The organism is Deinococcus proteolyticus MRP, from assembly GCF_000190555.1.
In the GTDB taxonomy this organism is placed as follows: domain Bacteria; phylum Deinococcota; class Deinococci; order Deinococcales; family Deinococcaceae; genus Deinococcus; species Deinococcus proteolyticus.
Genome location: NC_015161.1, coordinates 1,936,785 through 1,961,015, shown reverse-complemented (window position 1 = coordinate 1,961,015; position 24,231 = coordinate 1,936,785). Strand labels below are relative to the sequence as shown.

The 24,231-nt window shown below is 67.3% G+C and carries 28 protein-coding genes; 11 read left to right on the top strand and 17 right to left on the bottom strand.

Annotated elements, in window-relative coordinates:
- Nucleotides 1-69: 69 nt before the first annotated feature.
- Entirely contained in the window at nt 70-894 is an 825-nt protein-coding gene (locus DEIPR_RS09345) for a hypothetical protein (RefSeq protein ID WP_148231823.1), read from the bottom strand.
- A gap of 362 nt (nt 895-1,256) precedes the next feature.
- On the opposite strand from DEIPR_RS09345, the gene DEIPR_RS09340 reads away from it, so the two are divergent.
- Nucleotides 1,257-1,823: a hypothetical protein gene (locus DEIPR_RS09340; protein ID WP_013615581.1), complete on the top strand. Its 567-nt coding sequence runs from the start codon at nt 1,257-1,259 to the stop codon at nt 1,821-1,823.
- Here the strand turns inward: DEIPR_RS09340 and DEIPR_RS09335 are convergent.
- Together DEIPR_RS09335 and ybeY are read right to left on the bottom strand one after the other, a co-directional pair.
- Nucleotides 1,810-2,196, bottom strand: a complete 387-nt coding sequence (locus DEIPR_RS09335) for a diacylglycerol kinase (protein WP_013615580.1) — start codon at nt 2,194-2,196, stop codon at nt 1,810-1,812. The two genes, DEIPR_RS09340 and DEIPR_RS09335, sit on opposite strands and share 14 nt — an antisense overlap.
- A complete protein-coding gene (ybeY, locus tag DEIPR_RS09330; protein ID WP_013615579.1) occupies nt 2,189-2,656 on the bottom strand; it encodes an rRNA maturation RNase YbeY in 468 nt (155 codons plus the stop codon). Before ybeY ends, DEIPR_RS09335 begins: the two co-directional genes overlap by 8 nt.
- A gap of 102 nt (nt 2,657-2,758) precedes the next feature.
- Here ybeY and DEIPR_RS09325 point away from each other — a divergent pair, with 102 nt between their 5' ends.
- Nucleotides 2,759-4,768 carry a WD40 repeat domain-containing protein gene (locus DEIPR_RS09325; protein ID WP_013615578.1) on the top strand — a complete coding sequence of 670 codons (2,010 nt, stop codon included), beginning with the start codon at nt 2,759-2,761 and terminating at the stop codon, nt 4,766-4,768.
- 27 nt (nt 4,769-4,795) lie between these two features.
- Here DEIPR_RS09325 and DEIPR_RS09320 read toward each other — a convergent pair whose 3' ends face one another.
- The 8 genes from DEIPR_RS09320 to recO form a co-directional block, all read right to left on the bottom strand.
- Nucleotides 4,796-5,272 (bottom strand): GNAT family N-acetyltransferase, encoded by a 477-nt coding sequence (locus DEIPR_RS09320; RefSeq protein WP_013615577.1) that lies wholly within the window; start codon nt 5,270-5,272, stop codon nt 4,796-4,798.
- 88 nt (nt 5,273-5,360) lie between these two features.
- Nucleotides 5,361-7,109, bottom strand: a complete 1,749-nt coding sequence (locus tag DEIPR_RS09315; RefSeq protein ID WP_013615576.1) for a S8 family serine peptidase — start codon at nt 7,107-7,109, stop codon at nt 5,361-5,363.
- A gap of 320 nt (nt 7,110-7,429) precedes the next feature.
- On the bottom strand, nt 7,430-9,001 hold the full coding sequence (gene pruA, locus DEIPR_RS09310; protein ID WP_013615575.1) for an L-glutamate gamma-semialdehyde dehydrogenase: 1,572 nt from the start codon (nt 8,999-9,001) through the stop codon (nt 7,430-7,432).
- Between the two features lie 22 nt (nt 9,002-9,023).
- Entirely contained in the window at nt 9,024-9,578 is a 555-nt protein-coding gene (locus tag DEIPR_RS09305) for a GrpB family protein (RefSeq protein WP_013615574.1), read from the bottom strand.
- A gap of 208 nt (nt 9,579-9,786) precedes the next feature.
- A complete protein-coding gene (locus DEIPR_RS09300) occupies nt 9,787-10,722 on the bottom strand; it encodes a proline dehydrogenase family protein (protein WP_041222072.1) in 936 nt (311 codons plus the stop codon).
- Between the two features lie 240 nt (nt 10,723-10,962).
- Nucleotides 10,963-11,409: a DoxX family protein gene (locus DEIPR_RS09295; protein ID WP_013615572.1), complete on the bottom strand. Its 447-nt coding sequence runs from the start codon at nt 11,407-11,409 to the stop codon at nt 10,963-10,965.
- A gap of 196 nt (nt 11,410-11,605) precedes the next feature.
- Nucleotides 11,606-12,010, bottom strand: a complete 405-nt coding sequence (locus DEIPR_RS09290; protein ID WP_013615571.1) for a hypothetical protein — start codon at nt 12,008-12,010, stop codon at nt 11,606-11,608.
- A gap of 59 nt (nt 12,011-12,069) precedes the next feature.
- Nucleotides 12,070-12,831, bottom strand: a complete 762-nt coding sequence (gene recO, locus DEIPR_RS09285) for a DNA repair protein RecO (RefSeq protein ID WP_013615570.1) — start codon at nt 12,829-12,831, stop codon at nt 12,070-12,072.
- Between the two features lie 189 nt (nt 12,832-13,020).
- On the opposite strand from recO, the gene sdaAB reads away from it, so the two are divergent.
- Both sdaAB and sdaAA read left to right on the top strand, forming a co-directional pair.
- The gene (sdaAB, locus tag DEIPR_RS09280) at nt 13,021-13,689 is read left to right on the top strand and encodes an L-serine ammonia-lyase, iron-sulfur-dependent subunit beta (RefSeq protein WP_013615569.1); all 669 of its coding nucleotides are present in this window, start codon (nt 13,021-13,023) and stop codon (nt 13,687-13,689) included.
- Nucleotides 13,690-13,754: 65 nt separating this feature from the next.
- Nucleotides 13,755-14,627, top strand: a complete 873-nt coding sequence (gene sdaAA, locus DEIPR_RS09275; protein ID WP_013615568.1) for an L-serine ammonia-lyase, iron-sulfur-dependent, subunit alpha — start codon at nt 13,755-13,757, stop codon at nt 14,625-14,627.
- Here the strand turns inward: sdaAA and DEIPR_RS09270 are convergent, their stop codons facing one another.
- From DEIPR_RS09270 to DEIPR_RS09260, 3 genes are read right to left on the bottom strand one after another with little or no spacing between them, the layout of a single operon-like run.
- The gene (locus tag DEIPR_RS09270) at nt 14,628-15,167 is read right to left on the bottom strand and encodes a ClbS/DfsB family four-helix bundle protein (protein WP_013615567.1); all 540 of its coding nucleotides are present in this window, start codon (nt 15,165-15,167) and stop codon (nt 14,628-14,630) included.
- On the bottom strand, nt 15,167-15,910 hold the full coding sequence (locus DEIPR_RS09265) for an alpha/beta fold hydrolase (protein ID WP_013615566.1): 744 nt from the start codon (nt 15,908-15,910) through the stop codon (nt 15,167-15,169). The genes DEIPR_RS09270 and DEIPR_RS09265 overlap by 1 nt, the downstream gene beginning before the upstream one ends.
- Before the next feature lie 57 nt (nt 15,911-15,967).
- Nucleotides 15,968-17,236, bottom strand: coding sequence for a CHAD domain-containing protein (locus DEIPR_RS09260; protein WP_013615565.1), 1,269 nt, complete (start codon nt 17,234-17,236; stop codon nt 15,968-15,970).
- A gap of 94 nt (nt 17,237-17,330) precedes the next feature.
- On the opposite strand from DEIPR_RS09260, the gene DEIPR_RS09255 reads away from it, so the two are divergent.
- The 5 genes from DEIPR_RS09255 to DEIPR_RS09235 are packed head-to-tail and all read left to right on the top strand — an operon-like array spanning nt 17,331 to nt 20,196.
- The gene (locus DEIPR_RS09255; protein WP_013615564.1) at nt 17,331-18,158 is read left to right on the top strand and encodes a 50S ribosomal protein L11 methyltransferase; all 828 of its coding nucleotides are present in this window, start codon (nt 17,331-17,333) and stop codon (nt 18,156-18,158) included.
- Nucleotides 18,159-18,161: 3 nt separating this feature from the next.
- Nucleotides 18,162-18,872, top strand: coding sequence for a 16S rRNA (uracil(1498)-N(3))-methyltransferase (locus DEIPR_RS09250; protein WP_013615563.1), 711 nt, complete (start codon nt 18,162-18,164; stop codon nt 18,870-18,872).
- A 45-nt stretch (nt 18,873-18,917) separates the two neighbouring features.
- A complete protein-coding gene (locus DEIPR_RS09245) occupies nt 18,918-19,436 on the top strand; it encodes a hypothetical protein (protein WP_013615562.1) in 519 nt (172 codons plus the stop codon).
- Nucleotides 19,427-19,801, top strand: coding sequence for a hypothetical protein (locus DEIPR_RS09240; protein ID WP_013615561.1), 375 nt, complete (start codon nt 19,427-19,429; stop codon nt 19,799-19,801). Before DEIPR_RS09245 ends, DEIPR_RS09240 begins: the two co-directional genes overlap by 10 nt.
- A complete protein-coding gene (locus DEIPR_RS09235; RefSeq protein ID WP_013615560.1) occupies nt 19,798-20,196 on the top strand; it encodes a hypothetical protein in 399 nt (132 codons plus the stop codon). Before DEIPR_RS09240 ends, DEIPR_RS09235 begins: the two co-directional genes overlap by 4 nt.
- Nucleotides 20,197-20,237: 41 nt before the next feature.
- On the opposite strand, the gene DEIPR_RS09230 is transcribed toward DEIPR_RS09235, so the two are convergent.
- Nucleotides 20,238-21,230, bottom strand: coding sequence for an SDR family NAD(P)-dependent oxidoreductase (locus DEIPR_RS09230; protein WP_013615559.1), 993 nt, complete (start codon nt 21,228-21,230; stop codon nt 20,238-20,240).
- 99 nt (nt 21,231-21,329) lie between these two features.
- Here DEIPR_RS09230 and DEIPR_RS09225 point away from each other — a divergent pair, with 99 nt between their 5' ends.
- Nucleotides 21,330-21,677, top strand: a complete 348-nt coding sequence (locus DEIPR_RS09225) for an HIT domain-containing protein (RefSeq protein ID WP_013615558.1) — start codon at nt 21,330-21,332, stop codon at nt 21,675-21,677.
- Entirely contained in the window at nt 21,677-22,345 is a 669-nt protein-coding gene (locus tag DEIPR_RS09220; protein WP_013615557.1) for an HAD family hydrolase, read from the top strand. Before DEIPR_RS09225 ends, DEIPR_RS09220 begins: the two co-directional genes overlap by 1 nt.
- 29 nt (nt 22,346-22,374) lie before the next feature.
- Here the strand turns inward: DEIPR_RS09220 and DEIPR_RS09215 are convergent, their stop codons facing one another.
- Both DEIPR_RS09215 and DEIPR_RS09210 read right to left on the bottom strand, forming a co-directional pair.
- The gene (locus DEIPR_RS09215; RefSeq protein ID WP_013615556.1) at nt 22,375-23,358 is read right to left on the bottom strand and encodes an NAD(P)H-dependent glycerol-3-phosphate dehydrogenase; all 984 of its coding nucleotides are present in this window, start codon (nt 23,356-23,358) and stop codon (nt 22,375-22,377) included.
- A complete protein-coding gene (locus tag DEIPR_RS09210; RefSeq protein ID WP_041222069.1) occupies nt 23,355-24,122 on the bottom strand; it encodes a class I SAM-dependent DNA methyltransferase in 768 nt (255 codons plus the stop codon). The genes DEIPR_RS09215 and DEIPR_RS09210 overlap by 4 nt, the downstream gene beginning before the upstream one ends.
- Nucleotides 24,123-24,231 lie beyond the last annotated feature (109 nt).

The window sequence follows — 24,231 nt, the reverse complement described above, 5'->3', positions numbered from 1 at the left end:
CACGAACCCGCCTCCGACGGTGACTGCATCGGAGGCGGGTTTCTTGCCGTTGCTAGAGCACTGAATGCTTTAGAACTCTTCCAGCAACCGCCGCATCGCTTCATGCCCGCTCACCACTTCGGTGATGCCGTCGCGGTGCAAGTTGGTGACCAGGAGCGCCGCTTCCTCCAGTGGGTAGTTGAGGCGGTCCACGATTTCCTGCACGGTCTTTTCGCCCTGCATATGCCGCAAAAACAGGTTGGCGTGGATGCTGGCGGGCATCTGCCGTGCTTCGGAAAAGGGCTTGAGCCGGATGACCAGGGTTTTGAAGCCCGCGATGGCGCTCGGTTCCAGTACCCCCGCATTCAGTAACTCTCCAGCGGCTTTCTCGCCTTCGGCTTTGCCCAGACGGCTGATTTGCAGGGCGCGGGCGATGGTGCGCCGGCCATTGAGCCAGCGGGCCAGCTCCCAAGCTTCGGGCGAGAGGTAGATGCTGGTGCTGCATGCGCCGAGGCGGTAAATCATGCCGTAGGGCAAGGTGGCTTCTGAGGGCTCGACAATCTTGATGTCCTTCAGAGTCAGGCCCGCAATGGGGAGGGGCAGGCGGTCATCGGGGGCGAAAATGTACTTGGTGGGTGGCAGGGTCCTTAAAAAGGCCAATGCTTCTCTGGCCTGTTGGTAGAGACAGTGCTGGAGCTGGTGTGGCTTGAGGAGGTTGCTGTGCAGGAGAGTCCGTCCGAGCTGCCCCCCTGCTTGCAGAGCCTGTTGTAGTTGCCTGGGAGTCAGGTAGCCCAGTTCGACTGCCACGTCGCCCAGCTGCTTGTGACCCCGCACGGCGGCAATTCTCCCCTCCTGCACATGAATGCGAATATCACTCGACTCGGGACTCAGCGTACCCACCCACTGTTCAGTCAACAGCTTCTCCAGAACTTCTGCAGCAGTCGTTTCCTGAAATCCCATATTGGCGTCACATGCCACGGCTGTGTTTTCGTTTGAAAGCACCCTGAATCTCCCCTCATCCCGTGCAAAGGATGTTGCTCGAAGTCTTGTCTTTCCCACGCTGTCCGGGCCGATATCAAAAGTGCGACCATACCGGAGAAACTGAGCAGCTTGACTTCCGACCTCCTGCCATCCTGAGGCCCAGCAACCGGTATGAATACCACTTTACAAAGCTCATCATCAGCAGCTTCGGTCATCCTGTAGTCATGCTCCCCTTGAGGCTAGCTGGTGGTGGCTTCCATCACTCCCCCGTCAGCCTGCGCCGCTACACTCGCCCTATGTGGCTGCCACCGCCACCGCCCGTACCCACCGTCACCGTGCGTCTGGGCCATGAAGCCATAACCGTGACCGGCCCTTCCAACGCGGACAAAACGGGGATGGACGTAGGGCTGTGGGAATACGAAGAAACCCTGTATTCACCGCGTGGCGACTCGGCAGCGGTGCGCTTTTGCTGGGATGCGATCAAGTATGACGGCTGCACAGTCTATCTGGCCCGCCCCGGTGGTCAAGTCAGCCCACTCCAGAACAGCAACGTAGAGCGGCTGCTCTGGACGCAAGACGGCGAATATTTGGTCGGTGCAGGAGCCAATACGCTGCGGCTGTGGAACCTCTCGGGCGGCGTGCGGAGCGTGGTGTACCGCACGAAAACGGGCGCGCCAGGCGGTATCCAGCGGTTGTGGCTGGTCCCGAACGGGCGGGGGCGCAGTGACCTGTGCGTGTCGTCGCTCGACAATCTGCGCTATGACACTCCAGGCCAGCAGAAGCCCACGCTGGAGCGCCTGGGGCTGAATACGGTGCAGGCGCTGGACGGCGAGGCTGCTTGCCCAGTTCCTACCCGTCGCTGACCAGCGCCCACAGCCTCGGCCCCAGCACGCTGAGGCCCACCAGCACGGCAAAAAGGGCTGCCATGTACACCGCCCCCGCTGCTGCGTCCTTGGCCACTTTGGCGAGCGGGTGCGGCTGCGGGCTGACCAGGTCCACCACCGCTTCCACGGCGCTGTTCAGCAGTTCCAGGCTCAGCACCAGGGCGCAGGCGAGCAGTATGGGGGCGAGCGGCGCACCCAGCACCAGTGTCAGCGTGAGCGCCAGCACGGCGGCCCAGACCTCTATCCGGAAGTTGGCCTCGCTGCGGTACACCGCCTGCACGCCTGCCCAGGCGTAGCCCGCCGACTTCAGCCAGCGGCGAAGGCTCAGAGGCGAGCCGACATTTTTAGACACCTTCGGGCAGGGCGCTTTCGGCGGTAGCCCAGGCCCCGTGAAAGACCTGCCATTCCTCGCCCGTTGCGCCTTCCTCGAAGCCCAGGCCCTCGGCGTGGGGGTGGTCATGGCCGACGAGGTGGGTCATGCCGTGGCTGGCCAGCAGCGCCACTTCGCGGGTCAGGCTGTGGCCCCGCGCTTCCGCCTGCCGCGCCGCCGTATCCAGACTGATGATGATGTCGCCCAGGTGCGGCGGCATAAACGGGTCGCCCGGTTCCCACGCCGGAAAGCTCAGCACGTCGGTGGCAGCGTCCTCGCCCCAGTGCTCCAGCTTGAGCGCCTGAATGGTGTCATCGTCCACCAGCACCACGGTCACCTCGCGGTCCGCCACCTCAAAGTGCCGCATCACCGCTGCCAGGCTGCTTTCCAGGGCGGCGGTCAGGCCAGCAGGTGGGTCGTATTCGATGACGAGGTCTATCATGCTCACGAGGATAGTGGATGGGTGAGGCTGAATGCCCAGGCACACGCCCTCTGCTTCCCATCTCCCAAGGCAGCGTCAGCTTGTCCGCCGCAGACTGACCCTATGCGAACCTTCCTGACGCCCCTGCTGGTGCTGGCTTCTTCTGCGGCTTCGGCGGCCACGCTGAACGCGGTCACCCCCATTCCCGGCCACGCAGCGGGCAGCTTCGGCCTGAGTGAGAACATGGGGCCGCTGGCGGGCGGCGTGGCCTGGTCCGCCGACAGCAGCACAGTCTGGACGCTGGACACCACCCGCGAGCTGAGGCGCTGGCGTGTCTCGGACGGAACCTTGCTGCGGGGGCAGCGGCTCAGGCCCCCGGCGGCACTGCCGGATAAGCGGCCTGACTTTCCGAATGCGCGTCTCACCCTCAGCGGCGCGGCTACCGCTTCGGGCTTGCCCATCACTGCACGCGGCTACCGGGGCAGTGAGCCTGTGCAGCTCACCTACCGCCTCAATACCGGGAACGGTCAGGAAACGCGGCAGCCGGACTGCCCGCCGAGCATGACGGGCAGCGGAGCCTGCGCTCTGGACGGCTCATCGCGGGCCTGGGGACAAGACAGCGAATTGCAGTGGCAGCGCGGCGGACGGGTCGAGCGCTTGCGCCTGCCTGCTGGCCTTTCCCTGAAGCCGGACAGTGGCCCGCCCTCGTTCAGCCTGGGCCTTAGCCCGGACGGAGGGCGGCTGGCCCTGCTGCTCCTGAGCGGCAAAGACAGCTACTCTAGCGGGAAGGGCACCCTGCTGACCTGGGAGTGGAATGCAGGCGGTGCGGCGCAGGCCCCCAAGCAGACTCGTCTGGGAGAGGTGCTACTGCATCCCGGCGCGCAGCTGAGCTGGGTTGGTGAACGGGTACTGCTGGCCTCCAATGTCTACAACACAGGCGACAATTACGGCAGCGGTGGCAGCCGCGTGGGTCAGTTGCTGGCGCTGGTCACGCCCGGTAAGGGACCAGTCTGGACGCTGAACGCGGGCGCCAATCTGCGTGGGGCCTTCCCTTCGCCGGATGGCCGCCTGTTCGTGACGGTGCGCGAGGGCAGCGTGCCCGAAGTGCGCCGCGTGGCCGACGGCAGCTTTGTGCGCTCGCTGGGCGCGGCAGTGCAGGACGCTGTGCCCCTGAGCGGTGGCCGCACGCTGCTGGCGGTGCAGGACGGTGCCGGTTTTGGGCGCATCGTGCGGCATGAACCTGGGCGCCTGACGACCCTGTACCGGGGGCCAAAGGTGCCGGAGCATCTGGCGGCCACTCCGGATGGCTCGCGCATCGCCGCATCCAGTGGGAGCACCCTGCGCCTGCATGATAAAGACGGCGAAGTGCGCCGGCAGTGGCAAGCTGGTGGAGATGTACGGGCACTGGCCTTGAGCCCCGATGGCCTGATTCTTAGTGCCCAGATTTCCGAGGAGTACAAGATAAACGGAGTGCCTAACGGGCGGGAAGTGGTACGGGCCTGGCGGGTGGCCGACGGCACCGCCTACCCTTTGCCGCAGGGCACGCGGTTTCCGGTGTCGCAGGTGGTGATTCGTCAGGAAGAGGGCCGCAAGGATGGCAGCTACCGCCGCCGCCATGTCGTCACCGAACGCGGCAAGGGCACCGTGCTTTGGCAAACGCCGTCGAACGGTTCGGGCCTTTACTCCCTGCCCTCGCCCGATGGCGCATGGCTGGCTGGCACAGGGCTGACCCCAGCGTCTACCGAGCAGATTCCGCCCAACCAGGAACGCGGCACCGTGAATCGCCTCGTCCGCGTGGACGCCCGCACCGGCAAAAGTGGCCCGGTGCTGAACGTACCCGTCGCCCACCCGGACGACCCCTACGCAGGCTGGGGCATCGCTGCCTTTGACGGTGAGCGTGCGCTGCTTTCCGAAAGCAGTGGCGACGGCTGCGGCGCATCACTGTATGGGTACAAGTTGGCTGACCTCGCCTCTGGGCGCACGCTGAACACCCCGGCGCAGCTGGGCAGTGGCTACGCCCGGCTGATGGGCTGCGGCCACTTTGCCCCTCGTCCCGAAGCTGATTTCGCCCCGGATGGCCGGCTGCTTATCCGCGATGGCAACCGCCTGGACTGGTGGACGCTGAGCAAGTAGAGACGCGGGGCGCAGGGGTGTGAGTATTTACAACCCTCGCCGCAGCACCCACTGCGGGCCGTACTCGCCGCCGTCACGCTGGAACCAGACCGTATAGCCTGCCTTCTCATACACGTGCCGGGCATGGCTGTTTCTCGCATTCACTACCAGAAAAAGGTGCTCCGCCTGCGGGAAGTGCTGCCGGGCCACCTCTGCCGCCTGCACCATCGCCGCTGTGCCGAGGCCGCGCCCCTGACAGCGCCCGTCAATGCTGAGCGCCCGCAGCGCCACCCCCGCCGGGTCGGGCTGCGGCAGGTACTTGTCGCGCTGCGCTCCCACCGAGAGCACGAAATAGCCCACCACGTCTTCACCGTCCAGAATGCTCACGCCCAGGCTGTCCGGGTCGGCCTCGGTCTCGGGAATCAGGTCGGCGGGATAGGCCGTGAACGCCTCTTGCTCGGGCGGAAGCTGCACAGTGGATAGGGCGGCAAGGTGCGCGGGCTGGTAGGGGACAAGGGTGGGCATGGGTCAATTGTGGGCCAACGACGAACGATAGGCTACACACGAAAGCCCCCGGTCACTGCGGGGGCATAAGGTTGCCGGGGGTGCCGGCCTAGTTCTGAATGGCCCGCAGCGGCTGCACCAGTCCGTAGCCGGTGTTGTTGTCCTTGCCGGTGGCGTCGATATCGCGGGCAGTATTTTTCAGCAGGGTTTCCAGCTGCGCGTTGGTCAGGCTGGGCTTGGCGGCCCAGACCACGGCGGCGGCTGCAGCCACATGCGGAGTCGCCATGCTGGTGCCGTTCCAGCTGTCGTAGTCGGCGCTGCCCACGCTGACGGTGGCACTGCTCTGGCCGGACAGGCTCTGCCCGGCCGCCTGGGTTACGCCGACCACAGGGATGCTGTAGCTGTTGGTGAGGCTCAGGCCCAGCGCACCTTCCACATTGTTGGTGATGATGACAGCCGTGGCGCCGCTGCCAGCAGCATTGGCGACTTTTTCCTCGAAGCTGCAGGTGCCACGCGCAATCAAGGCGATGTTGCCCTGCAGCGCGGGGTTGCGGGTGCCTGCGCCGCAGAACTCGTTGTTGGTGCCGCCGGCCTGGGCCAGCGTGCCGGTCACGGTGCCCCGGCCGGACTTGTCGGCGCCTGTCACGTCCGGGTAGGAGGTGCCGCCGCTGACCACGCTGGCTGCGCTGCCGCTGCCCAGGGGCACGGCGCTCAGCACGGCCACGCCGGGGCCAGCCAGGTCCACGCTGCTGCCGAAGTTGCTGAAGTCGGCCTTTTTCAGGTCGCTGTCTACGGCAGCCACGGCCAGCACGCCGTCGTAGGCGGCGGGGTAGGACACGGCAGTGCTTTCGTTGCCGGTCGCGGCCACCGTCAGCACGCCCTTGTTAAAGGCGCTGGTGTAGGCCCGCTGCTCGGTCAGGCTCTTGCGGCCGCCGCCCAGCGACAGGTTCACCACCACCTTGTTCTCGGTGCCGCCCTGCGACTTCAGCTGCGATACGCACCAGTTCACGCCGTTGATAATGGCGCTGCTGCTGCCCGACCCGCTGTCGCCCAGCACGCGGGCCATGTATAGGTTCGCGCCGCTGGCGACGCCGCCCACCCCGTCCGCAACCATGCCGCCGAGCAGGCCGGGGGCGCCGGTGCCGGCTCCGTACTGCGCGAACACGGTGCCGGCCACATGCGTGCCGTGCTGGCCCACATCGTTCAGCTGGTAAGGGTCGTTCCGGTTCGGCTCGGTGGTCACGAAGTTGCGGAAGCCTTTCAGCCGGCGGGCAAATTCGGGGTGGTTGCCGTCAATCCCGGTGTCCCCAATGCATACGGCTACGCCCTGGCCGGTTTGACCCTGGCTGCGCAGCGTAGGCACGTCCAGAGCGGCGTCTCCCCAGGTGGTTTCGCCGCTGGCGGTGTACAGCGCCTGACTGCCCAGGCCGGTGCTGGCGGCCGGCGCGCTTACACCGCCGTCTGCGGCCTGGCCTACGGCGGGGCCACCCAGGGCGCGGCGCACCAGGTCGGGCTCGATGTACTCCACCAGCGGGCTGGCCTGGAGCCGCGCCAGCGCTTCGGGGCTCAGCTGCACGGCAGCAGCGCTGATATCGGCCCACTGGCTGGTCAGCACGCCTCCGGCTGCCTCGATGGCCTGGGCCTGGAGTGCGGCCTGCTGCTCTACCGCCTGGGCCGAGAGACCGTCCTGTTGCTGAAAGCCCACCAGGTAGGCCCCCGCGATGACTTCGCCGTCTTCTCCCTGTGCAGGTGCCGTGGACGCAGGAGGAGTAGGGGCAGGGGCACTGCTCTGAGGCTGTCCGCAAGCAGCGAGCGAGAGGGCGAGGGTGGTGGCCAGCAAAGAGCGTGCATAGGTCATCGGGAATCTCCGTCAAGGTGCTGAGAATCGAAAAGGGCGCTCACCCGCCGGCCGAAGGCGTGCTGGTGAGCGGCGAAGCCACGAAGCTGAGTTCAAACCTCATTGAACGTGAGGGGGAGATTACCAGAACCATTTGAATGGTGCAAGCACAGTGAGAGAGGCAGTTGCAACTTTATTTCCGGTCTTGTTTTTCAGATGGATGGAGGCAAGGCTTGAAAATTAAGTCTTGCGAGATGCCGACGGAGCCGCAAAAAGCCCCCGGCGTCATGCGGGGGCTTTCCTTTACCTGCTGCTTTATGTCAGCGGCTTTTTGTGGCGGGTTACCAGCGTTCCGTCACCGTCTTGAGCTGCATGAAGTTGGCGAGGTAGTCGGGGCCACCCGCTTTGGAGTCCGTGCCGCTCATGTTGTAGCCGCCGAAGGGCTGCACACCCACAATCGCGCCGGTAATCTTGCGGTTGAAGTACAGGTTGCCCACCTCGAACTCCTCACGGGCCTGCTCCAGCCGCTCACGCGAGTTGCTGATCACGCCGCCGGTCAGGCCGTACTCGGTGGAGTTGGCGATGTCCAGGGCGTCCTGCCAGTCCTTGGCCCGCAGCACGGTGACGACCGGTCCGAAGATTTCTTCCTGCGCCATGCGGGCGTCACGCTGCACGTCGCCCACGATAGTGGGGGCGATGTAGTAGCCGGGCTGACCGCCGCACTCGCCGGGGGCTTCGCCGCCCAGCAGCACCTGGCCTTCGCTGGGGGCCAGTTCTAGGTAGCTCTTGATTTTGTCGAAGCTCATCTGGTTGACCACGGCGGTCACGGGGGCATTCTCCTCGCCGGTGCCCATCTTCAGGCTGCGGGCACGCTCCACGAACTGGCCCACCACGTCGTCATACACGCTGTCCACCACAATCAGGCGGCTCATGGCGCTGCACTTCTGGCCGTTGAAGCCGAAAGCGCCCTGCGCGGCGGCAGTCACGGCCGTTTCGATGTCGGCGGTCTCGTCCACGATGAGGGCGTCCTTGCCGCCCAGTTCCATCACCACGCGCTTGATCCACTTCTGGCCGGGCTGCACCTTGGCCGCCACCTCGTTGATGTGCAGGCCCACGGCGCGGCTGCCAGTGAAGGTGATAAAGCGGGTCTTGGCGTGGGTGGTCAGGTATTCGCCCACTTCCTTGCCCACGCCGGGCAGGAACTGAATCACGCCGGCCGGCAGGCCCGCTTCCAGCATGATGTCCATCATGAAGCCGGCAATCAGTCCGGCGTCCTCGGCCGGCTTCACGATGACGCAGTTGCCCACCACCACGGGCGCCACGGCCATGCCGATAAAGATGGCACAGGGGAAGTTCCAGGGGCTGATGCTCACGCCCACGCCCAGCGGGATGCTCATCAGGCCGTTTTCTTCACCCTCGAACCAGGTGGTTTCGCTGCTGCCGAACCCGGCGTACTTCATGGCCGAGCGGGCGTAATACTCCAGGAAGTCAATCGCTTCGGCCACTTCCACGTCGGCTTCGGCGTAGTTCTTGCCCACTTCGATGCTCATCAGGGCGCAGGCTTCCATCCGGCGGCGCTTGAGGATGGCGGCGGCCTTGAGCAGGATACGGGCGCGGGCGTCCATGTCCCACTTCTTCCAGCTTTCGAACGCTTTCCAGGCGCCCTGCAGGGCGTTTTCGGCGTCCTGAATGGTCGCTTTGGCAGTGGTGCCCACCACTTCGTCGGTGTTGCAGGGGTTGCGGCTCTCGATTTTCTCTGCGGTGTCTACCCGCTGGCCGTCAATAATCAGCGGGTAGTGCTTGCCGACCAGCTCGCTGCGCACTTTGGCGAGGGCTTCCTGATACGCCTTGACGTTCTCTTCCTTGGTGAAGTCGGTAAAGGGCTGTGGGCGGTATTCCTGAACTTTGATCATGGGGTTTCTCCTTTAGAGGGGTCTAAGGTTGATGCAAGGCAAAGCCGCTTAATGCCTCGGCTTCTTGCATAAGACGGCTGATTAAATCCTGCTTGCCTTCGCTATAGCCATCCATATCGCCGGGATACTGCTTCGCCAACTTCTCTTTAAGTTGCCCATATTCCAAAGCTTTATCTGGATGCTGACGCAAGTAATCCCTGAACAGCAGGTGATAGTGAAGATTGGGCGTATTGACCGAGCAAACATAGAGGTGATGACGTCCGTTCCCGTCAGGCCACATGAATGCTTCGCGGCCCGGAATGCCCAAGTTGCCCTCATGCACGTAACCAAGTTCTGTCAGCTTGCTTACGACTTCAGGTAATTGCAAACGACTCGAAATAACAACGTCCAGGTCAATAATCGGCTTGGCGGTAAGCCCTGGCACACTGGTACTTCCTACATGCTCCACACCCAGCGCCAGCGGGCTAAGTTTGGCGCGAATAGGCGCAGCAATTGCCTCGAACTGGGCAGGCCAAGCAGGGTCGTAGGGCACTACTTCAATAGTACGGATGGGCGTGGGGTCTTTGGGCAATCTCATCTCCTCTATTCCTTCCAAGCATAGGGCGACCTGGTCATCCCGCGCCTAAATCGAACCAAAAAGAGTTCCTTGTCTGTGGTGGTACCCTCGCCACTCTAGCCTACGCTCCGGCCTGTATGCAAAGCTGTATACAGGCCGGGGAACGTGTAGATTTATGCGCCGACAGCGTGATTTACGGGCCGTGTACTTGGGGCCGGTTCGCCTCTTTTTACAGCAGGCCGCGCAGCACGAACATCACGTTCTGCGGGCGCTCGGCGATGCGGCGCGAGTAGTAGCCGTACCAGTCCTTGCCGAAAGGAATGTACGAGCGCACCGTGTAGCCGGCCTCGGCCAATTCGCGCTGCAGGTCCTCGCGGATGCCGTACAGCAGCTGGAATTCGAACTGGTCCTTAGGGATGCCGTGGGCCAGCGCAAAGTGCATCACGTCGTAGATGATGTGGTGGTCGTGGGTGGCCACGTTGCAGTAGTTGCCGGCCTTGAGGTGCTCGTAGACCAGGCGGCGGTAGGCGGCGTCAATGTCGGTTTTGCTCTGCAGGGCGACGGAGGCGGGCTCCAGGTAGGCGCCCTTCACCATGCGGAGGTTGGGGCGCAGGTCGTCCAGGCTGCGGCGGTCGTCTTCCGAGCGGTGCAGGTAGGCCTGCAACACCGTTCCCACATGCTGGTGGCCGAACTCCTTGACCAGGCGGCGGAAAATCTGCAGAGTCGAGTCCACGCGGGTGTGGTCTTCCATGTCCAGATTGACGAAGCCGCCGTAGCGCTTGGCCCGCTCCACGACGCGGCGGGTGTTGACGTAGCCGAGGTCCTGGCCGTCCGGCGCGGTCTGCCCTTGGCCCAGCGCCGACATTTTCACGCTGTTGTAGGGCGTGAGGCCCGCCGCGTGCACCTGGTCAATGGTCGCCAGAATCATCTCGGTGTTGGCATTGGCGGGTTCCGGGGTGTTCACGAACTCGCCCAGCAGGTCGAGGTTGCCGGAGATGCCCTGGGCTTCCAGCCGCTTGATGGCCTTGATGGCGTCCTGCGCCGTCTCGCCCGATACAAAACGCTGCGCCAGCGCCCAGCCCTGCTTGCTCAAGACTTTTTCCACGACCGGGTTGCCGGCGACACTGAGGGCCACCTGGCGGTACAGCTGTTCGAATTGGCTCATAGTGGGCTCCATTCTAGGCGCTCCCCGGCTGAGGATGCAGCGACTTGGAAGGGCAGCTCTGCAACTCCGCCCTGCTCCTCCGTGTGGCCCCTCATGTCTGCGTTGCCCTTGTCGCTGCGTCCACCCTCCATCGCCGCTGTTCCACTGGGCTCAGCAGGGAGGGCGCCGCATGCTCCGGTGCCTTCCCCTGGCCTGCGTCATGTGGTGGCCTACAGCAGTGGAGAGCCTTGCTGCAGCACTTCAGCGGCGGCGCGGCCAGGCGCCAGTGGTCCACAATGCCCCGGCCACCAGCACCGGCTGGAACAGCAGCCGCGCGAAGCGTTTGCTGTCGCTGTCCAGCCCAAAGGCGTCGGTGTGCGTCAGGTACTGCGACACGTTGCCGGGAAACACGGCCGTGAAGAATCCGGCGCTGATCAGCCCCAGGGTGCGGCGGTGCTGAGGCAGGGCCACCAGCGCTGCGCCCAGCGCGATTTCGGCCACGCCTGAAGCCACCACGATAAAATCTTCGTTCAGGTGCAGCGGGCCGTCCGTGAGCATGTCGGGCACCTGCGCGGGGAACTCGGCGCGGGCAAAGGTGAGGTGCGCGGTGCCGGCCGTGACCAGAGCGCCGCCCAGCAGCAGGCGGCCGGCGGTTTGAAGAGGAGTGGGGGCGGCATTGCCCTGGGAGGAAGTGCTTAGAGTGCTCATGCCCTACGCTGCCACACCCACGCCCCTGCAAAGTGAGCCGGAAGTACCGGTGCAGGCCTTCCCTGAAGAATTGCCGAAGTGTGCGCCGTCAGCAGCGGCCCTGGCCGTGGCTTGCCTGTGTAGGCTGTGCAGTCTGTGCAGAGCTCGCCTGTGGGTGGCGCGGGGGCCATCCCCCCAGTGTCCATCCCTCCAGGGTTCAGAACATCTCGGCGCCCGACTCGACAGGGAAGATGCGCTCGGCCAGAGCCTGCAGCCCAGCGGCGCCTGCTCGGCCCTGGCAGTAGGCGGTGCTGTGGCACAGCGTCACGTAGCGGCTACGGCGCTGCGCGACCACCACGCGGTAGATGGTGGCCTCGCTGGGCGAGCGGGTGTGGTGGCATAGGTCGCAGTGCAGGGCATTCTTGGCCTGGCCGCTCAGCGGCGTGAATTCGGCCAGCTGCCGCCCGTGCACCAGTGCCAAGCGTCCGTCAGCCACCGGATAAAGGCCCAGGGTAGGGGCGCTGCCCTCGTCCTCACCTGTGGCCTGGTCAGGAAACAGTTCACGCAGCAGCTCACTGGCGCTGAACGACTGTGGTGCGGGTTTCTTGGAGAGGTCGCTCATCTGCCCCGCATGCTAGCGGCCGCTGCGCCGAGCGACTGTGGCCCCTGCGCCTGCGCTGCTCAGCCTGCGTGCAGGTGAGGCCAGCTGCGTACCCGGCCCACCTGCACGCCCACGAAGCGCTCCAGCCCCAGCCACAGCGGAGCGCGGTCCTCGGCGGGCACCGGGTGGTCCATGTTCTCGCGCACGCTGCGCCGCACCACGCCGCGCAGAAAGTCCAGGCTGGACGGGCTCAGCGCCCGCTGATGCGAGCAGCGCCCGCACAGCAGTTCGCCGCCGAAGGGGTCGGGGTGCTGGGGGTCGGCTGCCCCGCAGCGCGCGCACATACGGGTGCGCTGCGGAAAGCCGGCCAGGGCCAGCAGCTTGTAACTCATCACCAGGGCCACCCATTCCGGGTCGTGGTGGTGGGCCACGCCGCGCAGGGCCCCCGCGAACAGGTCGAACGCCTGCTGCCCGTATTCGTCGGCCTCGCCCTCCTGAAACAGCAGGTCGGCCAGTTCGGCCAGCAGGTGCGCGTAGGGGTGGCGTTCCGGCAGGGCCAGCCGCGGCAGGGCACCTTCCAGGCTGGCCTGCTGAATCACCGCCAGCTCGTCGCCGGGGCGGGCGTACACCTGCAGGCCGACGTGGTGAAACAGGTTCAGCGCCCCGGCGTGCTTGCCGCGCAGCCCCCCGCGTGCGATGGCCCGCAGCTTGCCCTGGGGGGTCAGCAGGCTGACGATCAGGTCGCCCTTGGGGGTTTTCCAGCGCCGCAGCACCACGCCGCTGCGCGAAGCAGAGCGCTGGCGGCGGACCGGGCGGGCAGTGTGGGGCACAGGCTGCGTCACAGCCCGCACTCTAGCGCCGGAGACCCGGCCCGACCGTGGCGGCGGGCGGAGTGTCTGCGCCCTGGCGGCGGTGCCTGTGCCGGCCCCGTGTGTACTGGCTGCGTCCGTGCTGGCCTCGTCCGTGCAGGGCAGACGCCGCCGGCTGCACCCTCTAGGTTCCGGGCCACAGCGCTCTTTACACTGAGCAGCATGACACTTCTCGACATGGTCGGCCCGGTGATGGTCGGCCCCAGCAGCAGCCATACGGCCGGAGCCTGCCGCATCGGGCTGGCGGCCCACCACCTGCTGGGCGAGGCCCCCCGCCACGCCGAGATCGGGCTGCACGCTTCCTTTGCCAAGACGGGACGCGGCCACGGGACCCACTTCGCGCTGGTGGCCGGCCTGCTGGGGTACGCACCCCACGACCCCCGCCTGCCGGACAGCTTCGAGCATGCGCAGGCACAGGGCCTGACCTTCAACTTTGAGCACATCGAGCTGGCCGACGTTCACCCCAACACGGCCCGCATCAGCCTGCGTGGCGACTCCAGCAGCATCGAACTGATTGCCAGCTCCACGGGGGGCGGCGTGATTGTGGTGAGCAGTATCAACGGCAGCGCCGTAAACATCAGCGCGGGTTACCCCACCTTGGTGCTTCAGTATGAGGACCGCCCCGGCATTCTGGCCCGCATCACCACCGCGATTGCCGCCGAGGAAATCAACATCGCCACGCTCAGCTGCACGCGTGACCGGCGCGGCGGCTCGGCGCTGGTGGCCATCGAGATGGACGGCCCCGGCGTGCATCCGGGCGTCATAGAAACATTTCTGCGCTATCCCAGCATGCAGTGGGTGCAGCTGATGCCCAAACTGATGGACGGCTAGGCTGCGTCTACCCCGCCTCCTCACTTAGACTTTTGCCTTCCAACTTTTGCGGCCAAGGAGAACTTATGAAACTAGAAGACATCATGCAGGCCCCCGCGCCTGCTTCCGCGTGGGTGCTGGAGCGCGACTGCGAAGAATCCGGCCTGGACCCGCAGGCGGTCCGCGACGAGATGCGCCGCCGTATCGCGGAAATGCGCGACTCGGTGGAGCGCGGCCTGAAGAACGACGCCAAAAGTATTACCGGCATGGTGGGCTGGAACGCCAAGGGCCTGTGGGAAGCCCCCGACACGCTGAACGCTCCGCTGCTGGTACGTGTGCAGGCCTACGCGATGGCCGTGAACGAAGAGAACGCCCGCATGGGCCGCATCGTGGCCGCCCCCACCGCTGGCAGCGCGGGCACCGTGCCTGGAGCGCTGCTGGGCGTGGCGGACCACCTCGGCATTGAGGACGACCGGCTGGTCGGCCCGCTGATTCTGGCGGCAGGTATCGGCAAGGCCATCAGCAAAAAGATGTTCATTTCGGGCGCAGCAGGTGGCTGCCAGGCTGAAATCGGCTCCAGCGCAGCCATGGCCGCCGCCGCCGTCACCGAGCTGATGGGCGGCAGCCCCCGCGCTGCCGTGCACGCCGCTGCCCTGGCGCTGACCAATACCATCGGCCTGGTGTGCGACCCTGTCGGTGGCTACGTGGAAGTGCCCTGTGTGAGCCGCAACGCCTTTTATGCCGTTCACGCGGTGAGCGCCGCGCAACTGGCGCTGGCGAATCTGGAAAGCTTCATCCCACCCGACGAAGTGGTGACCGCGATGGCCGAAGTGGGCCGCATGATGCCCCCTGCGCTGCGTGAAACGGCAGAAGGCGGCCTCGCGCAGACCCCGACGGGCCGCGCCATCATGGAGCGGATGGAAAGCGGCGAGATGGACCCGCTGCCGCTGATTCAGTAGCTACCGTTCAGCGGCGCGGGTGCGGCCCGCTTGGCTATCCAGCCAGCGCTGCGCCCCCAGCCGGTGTTCCTCGCGGTGGTGTGTCAGGGTGCCGCGCAGCACATCCAGCAGGGTGTAGCCGTCCAGCCAGTCTCTAGGGCGGGCGAGGTCGTCTTCGCTCAGTGTCTGCGCCCGCTCCAGCACTTCCGCAAATCCGCGCTCCCAGGCGGCGTGGCTCTGCGGCCAGCTCTGTCCCCGGGCGGCGGCCTGAATCCGGGCATTGACCGCGTTCAGGTCTTGCCCGTCAGGGTTCTGGCCGCCTGCCCAGGCAGGGTAGGTCAGTCCGGCGCCGTCCGGCGCGGCCCGCAGCCGGGCCAGGGTAACTTCCTGCCAGGCGGTCAGGTGCGCCAGCAACTCGCGCCAGGTCCAGGCGTTCTGCATCCGGGCCTCGGTCAGGTGCAGTCGCTCGGCCTGGGTATTCATGGCCTGCCATGCCCGCAACTCGCGGCGCAGTTCGGCCAGGACGAGGACGCGGGGTGCTGGGGCATGGGACGCCGTCATCAGCTCAGGAAGTCCACCAGCGCCTGGTTGAACGCTTCTGGTTCATCCAGGTTGGACAGGTGGCCTGCACCCTCAATGACCTTCAGCTGGCCGCCGCTCAGGTCGGCGTTTTCCTGTGCCTGCTCGGGTGGGGTCAGGGCGTCCTCGCTGCCTACCAGTGCCAGCACCTGCACGCCTTGCTCACCTGCGCGGCGCAGCACGTCACGGCGGTCGGCGCGGGCGGCCATCGCACGCAGCGCGGCGGCGACGCCCTCGCGGCTGGCCTCGCGGGTCATCTTGGCGGTCTGCTTGGCGGTGGAGGGCTTTTGCTCCTCGCGGGCCGTTTCCACCATGAACTCCTGGCCTTCTTTCAGTACCTTCTGGGCCTGCTTTTCACGGTCCTCGCTTTTCTCGGCGTCGTCGCCCTGCGCGTGGGTGTCGGCCAGCACCAGGTGGCTGACGCGCTCCGGCTGCCCACGTTGTTGCAGCGCGGCCAGCACTTCCAGCGCCAGGTAGCCGCCCATGCTGAGGCCCACCAGCGCTACGGGTTCTTCGGGCAGCACGTTGTCTACCAGGGTTTCGGCCATCTCCTCCAGGCTGGTCAGCTCGCCCGCTTCGCCGCCAAAACCAGGCAGATGCGGCACGATGACCCGCAGGCCCGCCGCTTCCAGGGCCTTTTTCTGCTCGGTCCACATGCGGGCGTCCAGCGGGAAAGCGTGCAGCAGCACGGCGGTTTGGGGTTTGGTGGACTGGGAATTGGTCATGCCCCCAGCCTAAAAGGAGCGCCCCGACGTGCGGATGCGCCCCCCCGAAATGCAGCTTTAGGAATTGCCGTCTGGGTCGCCGGTCTTACGGCGTGGGGTGGCCGGCTTCTTCTTCGCGGCGCTGCGGCTGGGCTTCGCGGCCGGGCCGCTGGCGGTGTTGATCGCGGTTTTGGCAGCCCTTTTGGCAGGCCCTTTGTCGGCAGGCACTTTGCTGGCCGGCACTTTGGCTGCAGGTGCTTTGGCTGCGGCCGTACTGGCCCGTTTGGCCGGGGCCTTCTCGGCCTTGGTAGCAGCGGCCGGGGTGGTTTTCTTGGCTCCACTGCGGGCTGCCCTGGCCTGGGTGCCGGTGGCTTCGGCTGCGGGCTGGCGGCGGGGCGTCTTTCGGCTTGCCTGCGTGGCCCGGTCAGGTTTTGGAGTCGCCGCTTTCTTGGTGGGGGTGGGGGACGCTGCCGGTGTGGCGGGCGCGGAGACCTTGGCCGGGGCAGAGGCTTCAGCCGTGGCGGGAGCCTGGGCCGGTGGAGCCGCTTCCTCGTTGGGCAGCGCTTCGCCTTTCAGGTGGGCCTTCAGCGTGGGCCACAGCTCACGGACAGCGGCGCGGGCTTGCAGGCGGGCCTGCTCCTCGCGGCGGGTCAGCGCGCTCAGCTGCGCTGCTGTGAAGTGCTGCCCTTCGTGGCGCAGCAGTTCCAGCAGCACTTCGGCATCCTGCAGGCGGCCCAGGTGCTCCAGCGTGTCTTTCACCTCACGCGGCGCCTTGCCGGCGAGTTCCAGGGTGTAGCGGTAGCGCTTCATCAGCTTGCGCCAGTCGTGCCAGGCTTCGGAATCGTCCGTGTCGGCGGCCTTCATCAGCGCTTTGCCCCGCTTCAGCAGCGCTTTACGGTCGGCCTTCATCACCCGCTCGGCCCGCGCTTCCCAGTCTCCGGGCAGGTCGTAGCTGCTGGGCATCGCAGCCGGCAGGGGGTGGGCGGCCAGCAGCTCGGTGCGGCGCTTGGCCCAGGCTGCCTGGAACCGCTTCACAGCGGCGGGGCTGGCCTTCAGTTCTGCCAGTGCGGCCTGCAGGTGCTCGCCGGCCGCGTCGTGGTCGCGGATAGGCGCGGCAGCGCGGCGCAGGTCACGCCACTCGCGGCGCACCTTTTTCTTCAGGTCGCTCACTTCGGCTTCGGCCCCGGCGCGGCGGGTCAGCTTGCGGACCTCGTGGACCGCCCGCGGCGTGGCGGCTTGGAAGTCGGGCCAGTACTCGGCCAGCTGTGTGTTCAGGGTGCTGGGCTGTGCCCCGCTGGCGGGGGCGATGCGGCCCGCTTTGGTCGCCTTGGAGGATGTCTTGGCCATGTACACCGCAGGCTAGCAGCCGGCCGCTGAAAATGTGTCAGCTTGTGCGGCCCCCCCGCGCCGCGTGGCCGGGCCGCAGGCTAAACTGGCCCCCATGCTGGTGTATGCCCTGCCCGGAACCCTGGAAACCCGTGAAGCCGACCTCGACCTGCTGTGGGAGGCCGGCGCGACCGGCCTGGAAGAGCGGGGCGGGCAGATTCGCGCCTATTTCGACGAGCGGCTGGAGTTCACTGGTCCGCTGGCCGGGGGCGAGTGGCTGGAAGAGCAGGAGCAGGACTGGCAGGCGGCGTTCAAGCGCGACATCCGCCCGGTGGTCGCGGGCCGCATTACCATCGCCCCGCCCTGGCTGGCAGATGAGGTGCCGGCCACGCAGCTGCCGCTGATTATCGAGCCTGGCATGGCTTTCGGGACCGGGCACCACGCCACCACCCGGCTGGCGGTCGAGGCGCTCAGCGCCCTGGACCTGAACGGCAAAAACGTGCTGGACGTGGGCACCGGCAGCGGCGTGCTGGCGATGGCGGCGGCCAAGCTGGGCGCGGACCTGGCCTACGGGGTGGACATTGACCCGCAGACCATTCCGGTGGCCCGTGAGAACGCCGCCCAGAACGGTCTGAGTGCTCCGCAGGCCCAGTTCGATGAAGGCACGCTGGCCCAGGGCAGCTTCACGGCGCCGGCGGGGCACGCTGCGCTGGCGGAGCAGGGCTACGACGTGCTGGTCGCCAACCTCTTTGCCGAGCTGCACGACCTGCTGGCCGCCACCTATCTGGACCACCTGCGCCCCGGCGGCGCGCTGCTTCTGACCGGCATTCTCGAAGACCGCCTGGGCCTGGTGCTGGCGGCGCTGGAGCGTGAAGGCGTGCGGGGTGTGGAGGTGCGCCAGGAAGGCGAGTGGGCGCTGGTCACCGGACAGAAGGCAGGCTAGGAAATGCGCCTGACCCGTATTCGCGTGCCGGAGCTGCCCGCCGACCTGGAAGCGGGGCCGGAGCTGGTCCTGACAGGGGGCGAGGTGCGGCACCTGGGCGTGATGCGGCTGGGAGCCGGTGACCCGTTGCTGGTCTTCGACGGCCGGGGCCGCGAAGCCCGCGCCGAAGTGACCGCGCTGGACGGCCTGCGGGCCACGCTGCGGCTGGTAGAAGAACTGCCCGGCACGCCCGAGACGCCGCAGCCGGTCACGCTGGCGGTGGCCCTGCTCAAGGGCGACAAACTGGCCGATGTGGTGCGGGCCGCCACCGAACTGGGTGTGGCCCGCATTCAGCTGCTGGTCACGCAGCACGCCGATGTGCGCGATATCGGTGCGAACAAGCTGGCTAGGCTGAACCGCGTCGCCGCCGAGGCCAGCAAGCAGTCGCGCCGCGCCGTGACCCCCGAGGTGCTGCCCCCGGTCCCGCTGGCTGCGCTGACCTGGGAAGGTCAGGCGTATGTGGCGCACCCGTATGTCCACGACCTGCTGTCCAGCCACCTGCACTGGGACAGCCCGGTCACGCTCCTCACCGGCCCCGAGGGCGGCTTTTCCGAGAGCGAAATGGAAGCCCTGCTGAGCCGTGGCGCTCAGGGCGTGGTGCTCGGGCCCCGCATCCTACGGGCCGAGACCGCCCCGCTGGCGCTGCTGGGAGCGATTGCAGCGACCGGGGTTTAGCTGTTTTCTCACAGCTTTTTGTTCAGGCAGGTTCAGGCTGAGGCTATGCGAAGAGTCCAGTTCATTGCTGCTTTTGCGCTGCCGCTGCTGGCCTTGCCGGCGCAGGCTGGAGCCCAGGTCCGGCAGCAAGCACAGCTCCGTCCCCAGGACACCGTGATTCGTTACTACCGCGCCCTGAATGCTCGCGACTACCGCGCCGCCTACGCCCTGTGGAGCGGGGGCGGGCAGGCCAGCGGCCAGAGCTTTGCCGCCTTCAAGGCAGGTTTTGCCTGCACCCGTTCCACCCATGTGAAGCTTGCCGGCCCGGTGCGGCTGGAAGGGGCCGCCGGCTCGCTTTACGCGGAGGTGCCGGTGCAGGTCCGCGCGCAGCTCAACAGTGGCCGGCTGCAGATGTTCACTGGGCACTACGTCCTGCACAAAAACAACACCGGCACCGGCGACCCGGACAGCTGGAACTGGCACCTCTACCGGGCAGACTTGCAGGAGCGGGGCGGCGCGTCTGGAAGGCTCCCTCCGCCTCCAGAACTCTCAGCTCGGCCCGCTACACTGCCCTCATGCGCCTGACCTACCTGCTCCCCGCGCTCGCGCTGCTGCCCCTGCTGGGGGGCTGCCGCTACAACTACGTGCCGCTGATTCCTCCGGTGGCCAAGGTGAACCTGCCGCCGCGTATTTTCGGGGCCGAAATCCGGCGCGAGGGCGAGGAACTGGTGCTGACCGCGCAGCTCCAGGGCCGCTTTGAAGCCGGCTACCTGAACGTGACCTGGTTCAACGGGACCAGGCAGCTGGCGCAGGACTCGGTGTATCTGGACGCGGCGCAGCGCACCGCCACCTTCCGCCTCAGGGCGTCGGACAAGGGGGCCTACCGGGCCGCGCTGGGCCTGGGCGACAGCGTGATGCGGCTGGTGGAGTTCTACGAGGTGAAGCCTTGAAGCTGTACGCCGGGGTCGTGGAGTGGCGGCGCAGTGAAACCGGGCGCTGGGTGTGGCGTGCCGGAGCCGGGGAAAGCGGGGGAGAGCTGGTGCCTTACCGCACCGAGCCCTGGCCCGCGCCGGTCAACTACGGCTGCCTGCCTGCCCTGCACAACCCCGCCGACGCCGCCGAGGTGGACGCCGTATGGCTGGGCGAACCGCTGGCGGTGGGCACCCGCCTGAGCGGCACGCCCAACGGTCTGCTGTGGCTGGCCGACGGCGACCACAAGGTCGTGTTTGGAGACAATGCCGAGGACAGCGCCGCCCTGCTGGCCTGGTTCCCCCCGGAACGCGGCGCCCGCCTCTTGGGGCCAGCGGCGGCGCTGGAGTGGCTGGAGTCGCTGGTGGAGCGCTGACCAGTAACGGACCAGTTCCGACCGGTCAGCGCCCGCGCCCATCACTCCTGATTAAATCCCTGCTCCGCCGCCCGCTTGATGGGGTTGCTGCGGGTCACTTCGCTTTCAGCGTCGGCGCCGCGGCGGGCCTGCGGGTTGCCGGTCGGGCCAGGGAGGAAGCGGTTGGTCAGCGCCATCGCGTCGGCCACCAGCTGCGGAGCCAGCGCCTGCGCGTAGCGGGCCACCGCAGCGGGCACGCCGATCATGGCTTCGGCGTCGCCGCGCACCAGGGCGTCCACCATGCCCCGCGCTGCAGCCGGAGCCGGCATGGACACCAGCGGCAGGTTGTCGATGGTGGCGAACCAGGCGTATTCCTTTTCGTGCTGGCCCTTGACCAGCGCGTGTTTGGGGCTGCCGGTCTGCATCAGGCCGGGGCACACCGTGGTCACACCGATACCGTCCAGGCCCAGCTCCGCACGCAGGGCTGCACCCAGGCCCACCGCCGCGAACTTGCTCATGGAGTACGGTCCCAGGTGCGGCACCGCCACCTTGCCCCCGATAGACGTGACCAGCAGCACCCGCCCGCCGGCTGCCTTCAGGTGCGGGTAGGCGGCGCGGACCAGGCGCAGCGCGGCGAAGGCGTTGATTTCCATCACCTCGCGCCAGTCGTCTTCGGTCATGTCCTGCAGCGGGCCGGTCTGAATCATGCCGGCGCTATGGACCACCACGTCCAGCGCGCCGTGGGCGGTCATGGCGGCCTGCACGGCCCGCTCTACTTCTTCCCGCTTGGTCAGGTCGGCGGTGACGGTCGCCACCTCGGTGCCCTGCCCACGCAGCTCGGCGGCGGCCGTGTCCAGGTCGCTGGAGGTGCGGGCCACCAGGGTCAGCCGTGCCCCACGCGCCGCGAATTCGCGGGCCAGCGCCAGCCCCAGCCCACGCGAACCGCCGGTAATCAGCACGCTTTTGCCGCTCAGGGCGTAGCGGGGAGTCAGGGTCCGGCGGGCAGCCAGGGCTGCAGCGGCACCGGCCAGCAGCAATCTTTTGGAAACTCGCATACCGCACTATGGGCCGTAGGCGGGCCAGGCAGTAGGGCGCGGGCCTTAATGCGGAGTTATCCGCCGCCCCCGCCCCGGCCGGCTGGCTACACTGGACGCATGACCCAAGGCCGCGAACCCAGTATCTTCGAGCGCATCATCGCCCGTGAGATTCCCAGTGACGTCGTGTACGAGGACAGCGAGTTCATCGCTATCCGCGACATCGCCCCCAAGGCGCCCATTCACCTGCTGGTGATTCCCAAAGTCTGGACCCCGCGCATCGACACGGTGCAGGACCCGGAGCAGATGGGCCGGCTGTGGCTCAAGGCGATGGAAGTGGCCCGGCAGCACGCCCAGGACTACCGCCTGGTGGTGAACGCGGGCCGGGGCGCAGGCATGATGGTGGAACACACCCACATTCACATTCTGGCCGGCTGGGAGCATGGCCCCGAAAGCGACGTGCTGTGATGGAGCGCGGCTTCCAAGGGGTCATCTTCGACTTCGACGGGGTCCTTATCGACTCCGAAGGCATCGCCTACGACGCCTGGGTGGGCGCGATGGGCGAGGCCGGCGAGCGCATCGGCCGCCAGGCGCTGATGGACGCCGGCAACGGCCTGACCAACGCCATGCTGCTCGACTGGCTCGGGCGTGAGCACGGCTGGGAGCCGCAGCCCGGTTTTACGGAGGAACTGAACCGCCGCTTCGTGGAAGCCTTTGGGTCCGGCGCAGTCATTCCCGGCGCCGCCGAGACGCTAAGCCGCCTGCGCGCCGCCGGCGTACCGCTGGCCCTGGCGACCAACAGCGGCCAGGAAGAGATGGTGTTCAAGCTGGGCGAAGTGGGCCTGGCCGAGGTATTCGGAGACCACGCCTACAACCCCTCGCACGTGCAGGGCCGTGCCAAGCCGGAGCCGGACCTGTACCGCCACGCGGCGCAGGCGCTGGGCCTGGACCCCGCGCAGTGCCTGGTGGTTGAAGACAGCCTGGTAGGCGTGCGTGCGGCTGTGGCCGCCGGCTGCCGGGTATGGGGTATTACCGCCACCCACCACGACCCGGCGCTGGCCGGCACGCTGCTGGACGCCGGAGCCGAGCGCATAGTAGGCAACCACACCGAGTTGCAAGCCGCGCTGGGGGTGTAAGGGTAAGGGCTGACGGCTGCCACTTGCGCTTAGGCTTCAGCTTTGGCAGCCCGCTCCATCAGGCCTTCCACCGCCCGCTGTGGGGTCCACTCGCCCGCCGCCACCCGCGACACCGCGTGAATGATGGGCAGTTCGGTGCCATGCTGCTCGCCCCAGTCGTGCAGCAGCCGGGCGGTGCGCAGCCCCTCGACCACCTTGCCGCCCTGCTCGGGCTGCCCGCCCCGGGCCAGCGCCTCGCCAGCGGCCCGGTTGCGTGAGTGGCGGCTGGTCGCTGTGGCCATCAGGTCGCCCAAGCCGCTCAGGCCGTACAGGGTGCCCGGCTGCGCCCCGGCCCAGGCGAGGTAGCGGGCCATTTCCGGCAGCCCCCGCGTCAGCAGCGAAGCTTTGGCGTTGTCGCCCAGCTGCAGCCCGTCCACCATGCCGGCGGCTACGGCCAGCACGTTTTTCAGGACGCCACCCAGTTCTACGCCCACCGGGTCGCTGCTGGTGTAGGGACGCAGGCTGGCCGACTGCAGCAGCGCCTGGGCGCGGGCCGCCAGCGCCGCGTCGTGGCTGGCAATCACGGTGGCAGCCGGCAGGCCCCGCCCGATTTCCTCGGCGTGGTTGGGGCCGCTCAGCACGGCCAGCCGCGTGAAGCCCTGTGCCCGCGCCAGTTCGCTCAGGCGTTCGCCGCCCGGTCCCAGGCCCTTGGCGCACAGCACCAGCGGCAGCTTGTGCGGCAAGGCGCTGAGCAGCTCCGGCACGCCCACGCTGGGAGTCACGGCGAGCGCCAGCTCGGCTTTCGCTGTGGCCTGGGTCAGGTCGGACGTGATGTGCAGCTCCGGCGGCAGCGGCACGCCCGGCAGGTAGGGCACGTTCTCCCGCCTAGACCGCAGCTCCTGGGCAGCGTCCTCGCGTCTGGCCCAGAGCGTGACTTCGCAGTTCCCAGCCCGCAGCAGGCTCAGGGCCAGTGCCGTGCCCCAGCCGCCCGCGCCCAGCACGGTCACTTTAGGCACCGCAACCTTGGGCGTCACGCCCCCTCACCTTTCCAGGCCAGCACCCAGATACGTGGCGTGTCCTCCTGCGGCTCGGCGTAGTCGGGATACTCCACGATGTCCCAGCGGGCGAACCCCGCCGCCCGCAGCAGCGGTGCGACCTCGCCCGGGTCGTAGCCGCGCTCGCGGTGCAGCTCGATGAACTCGTCCACCTCGCCGCCGTCGCGCACCACCCGGCACAGCGCCTGCACCACGCCCAGCTCCTCGGCCGGGTCGAAGGTGTGCGACCAGTGGTAATGCACCTCGCTGCCGTCGCTTGCTGGGGCCACGCCTTCCATCACGCCGCCGTCCCACAGCTCGCGCACGCCCAGGCGGGTGTTCAGGTCACAGGCCAGCAGCCCGCCGGGGCGCAGATGCGTCGCCGCCCGTGCGAAGGCCTGCCCCAGTTCTTCTGCGCTCAGCAGGTTGTTCAGGCTGTCGAACACGCAGGTGACCAGGTCGAACTGTTCTTCCAGTGCAAAAGTCCGCAGGTCGCCCTGTACCAGCGTCGTGCCCTGGGGCAGGCGGGCACGCGCCATCTCCAGCATCTCGGCCGAGCCGTCCAGCCCGGTCACGTCCCAGCCGGCGGCCAGCAGTTCACGGGTCAGGCCGCCGGTGCCGCAGGCCAGGTCCAGCGCCCGCCCGCTGCTGAGGCCCTGGTCACGGGCATAGGTCAGGATGAAGTCGGCCCAGTGGCTGTACTCCACGTCTTCCATCATGGTGTCGTAGACCGCCGCCAGGGCAGTAAAGGGAGGATGCTGCATGAGGGACAGTGTAGAGGGTGAGGGCTGAGGCTTCCGCCGCCGGGCACCTGGGGCTTGAACCTTGAGGGCCGCCGGGAAGGAGAAGGCTGTGTCTCCCAGCGGCGCCCGG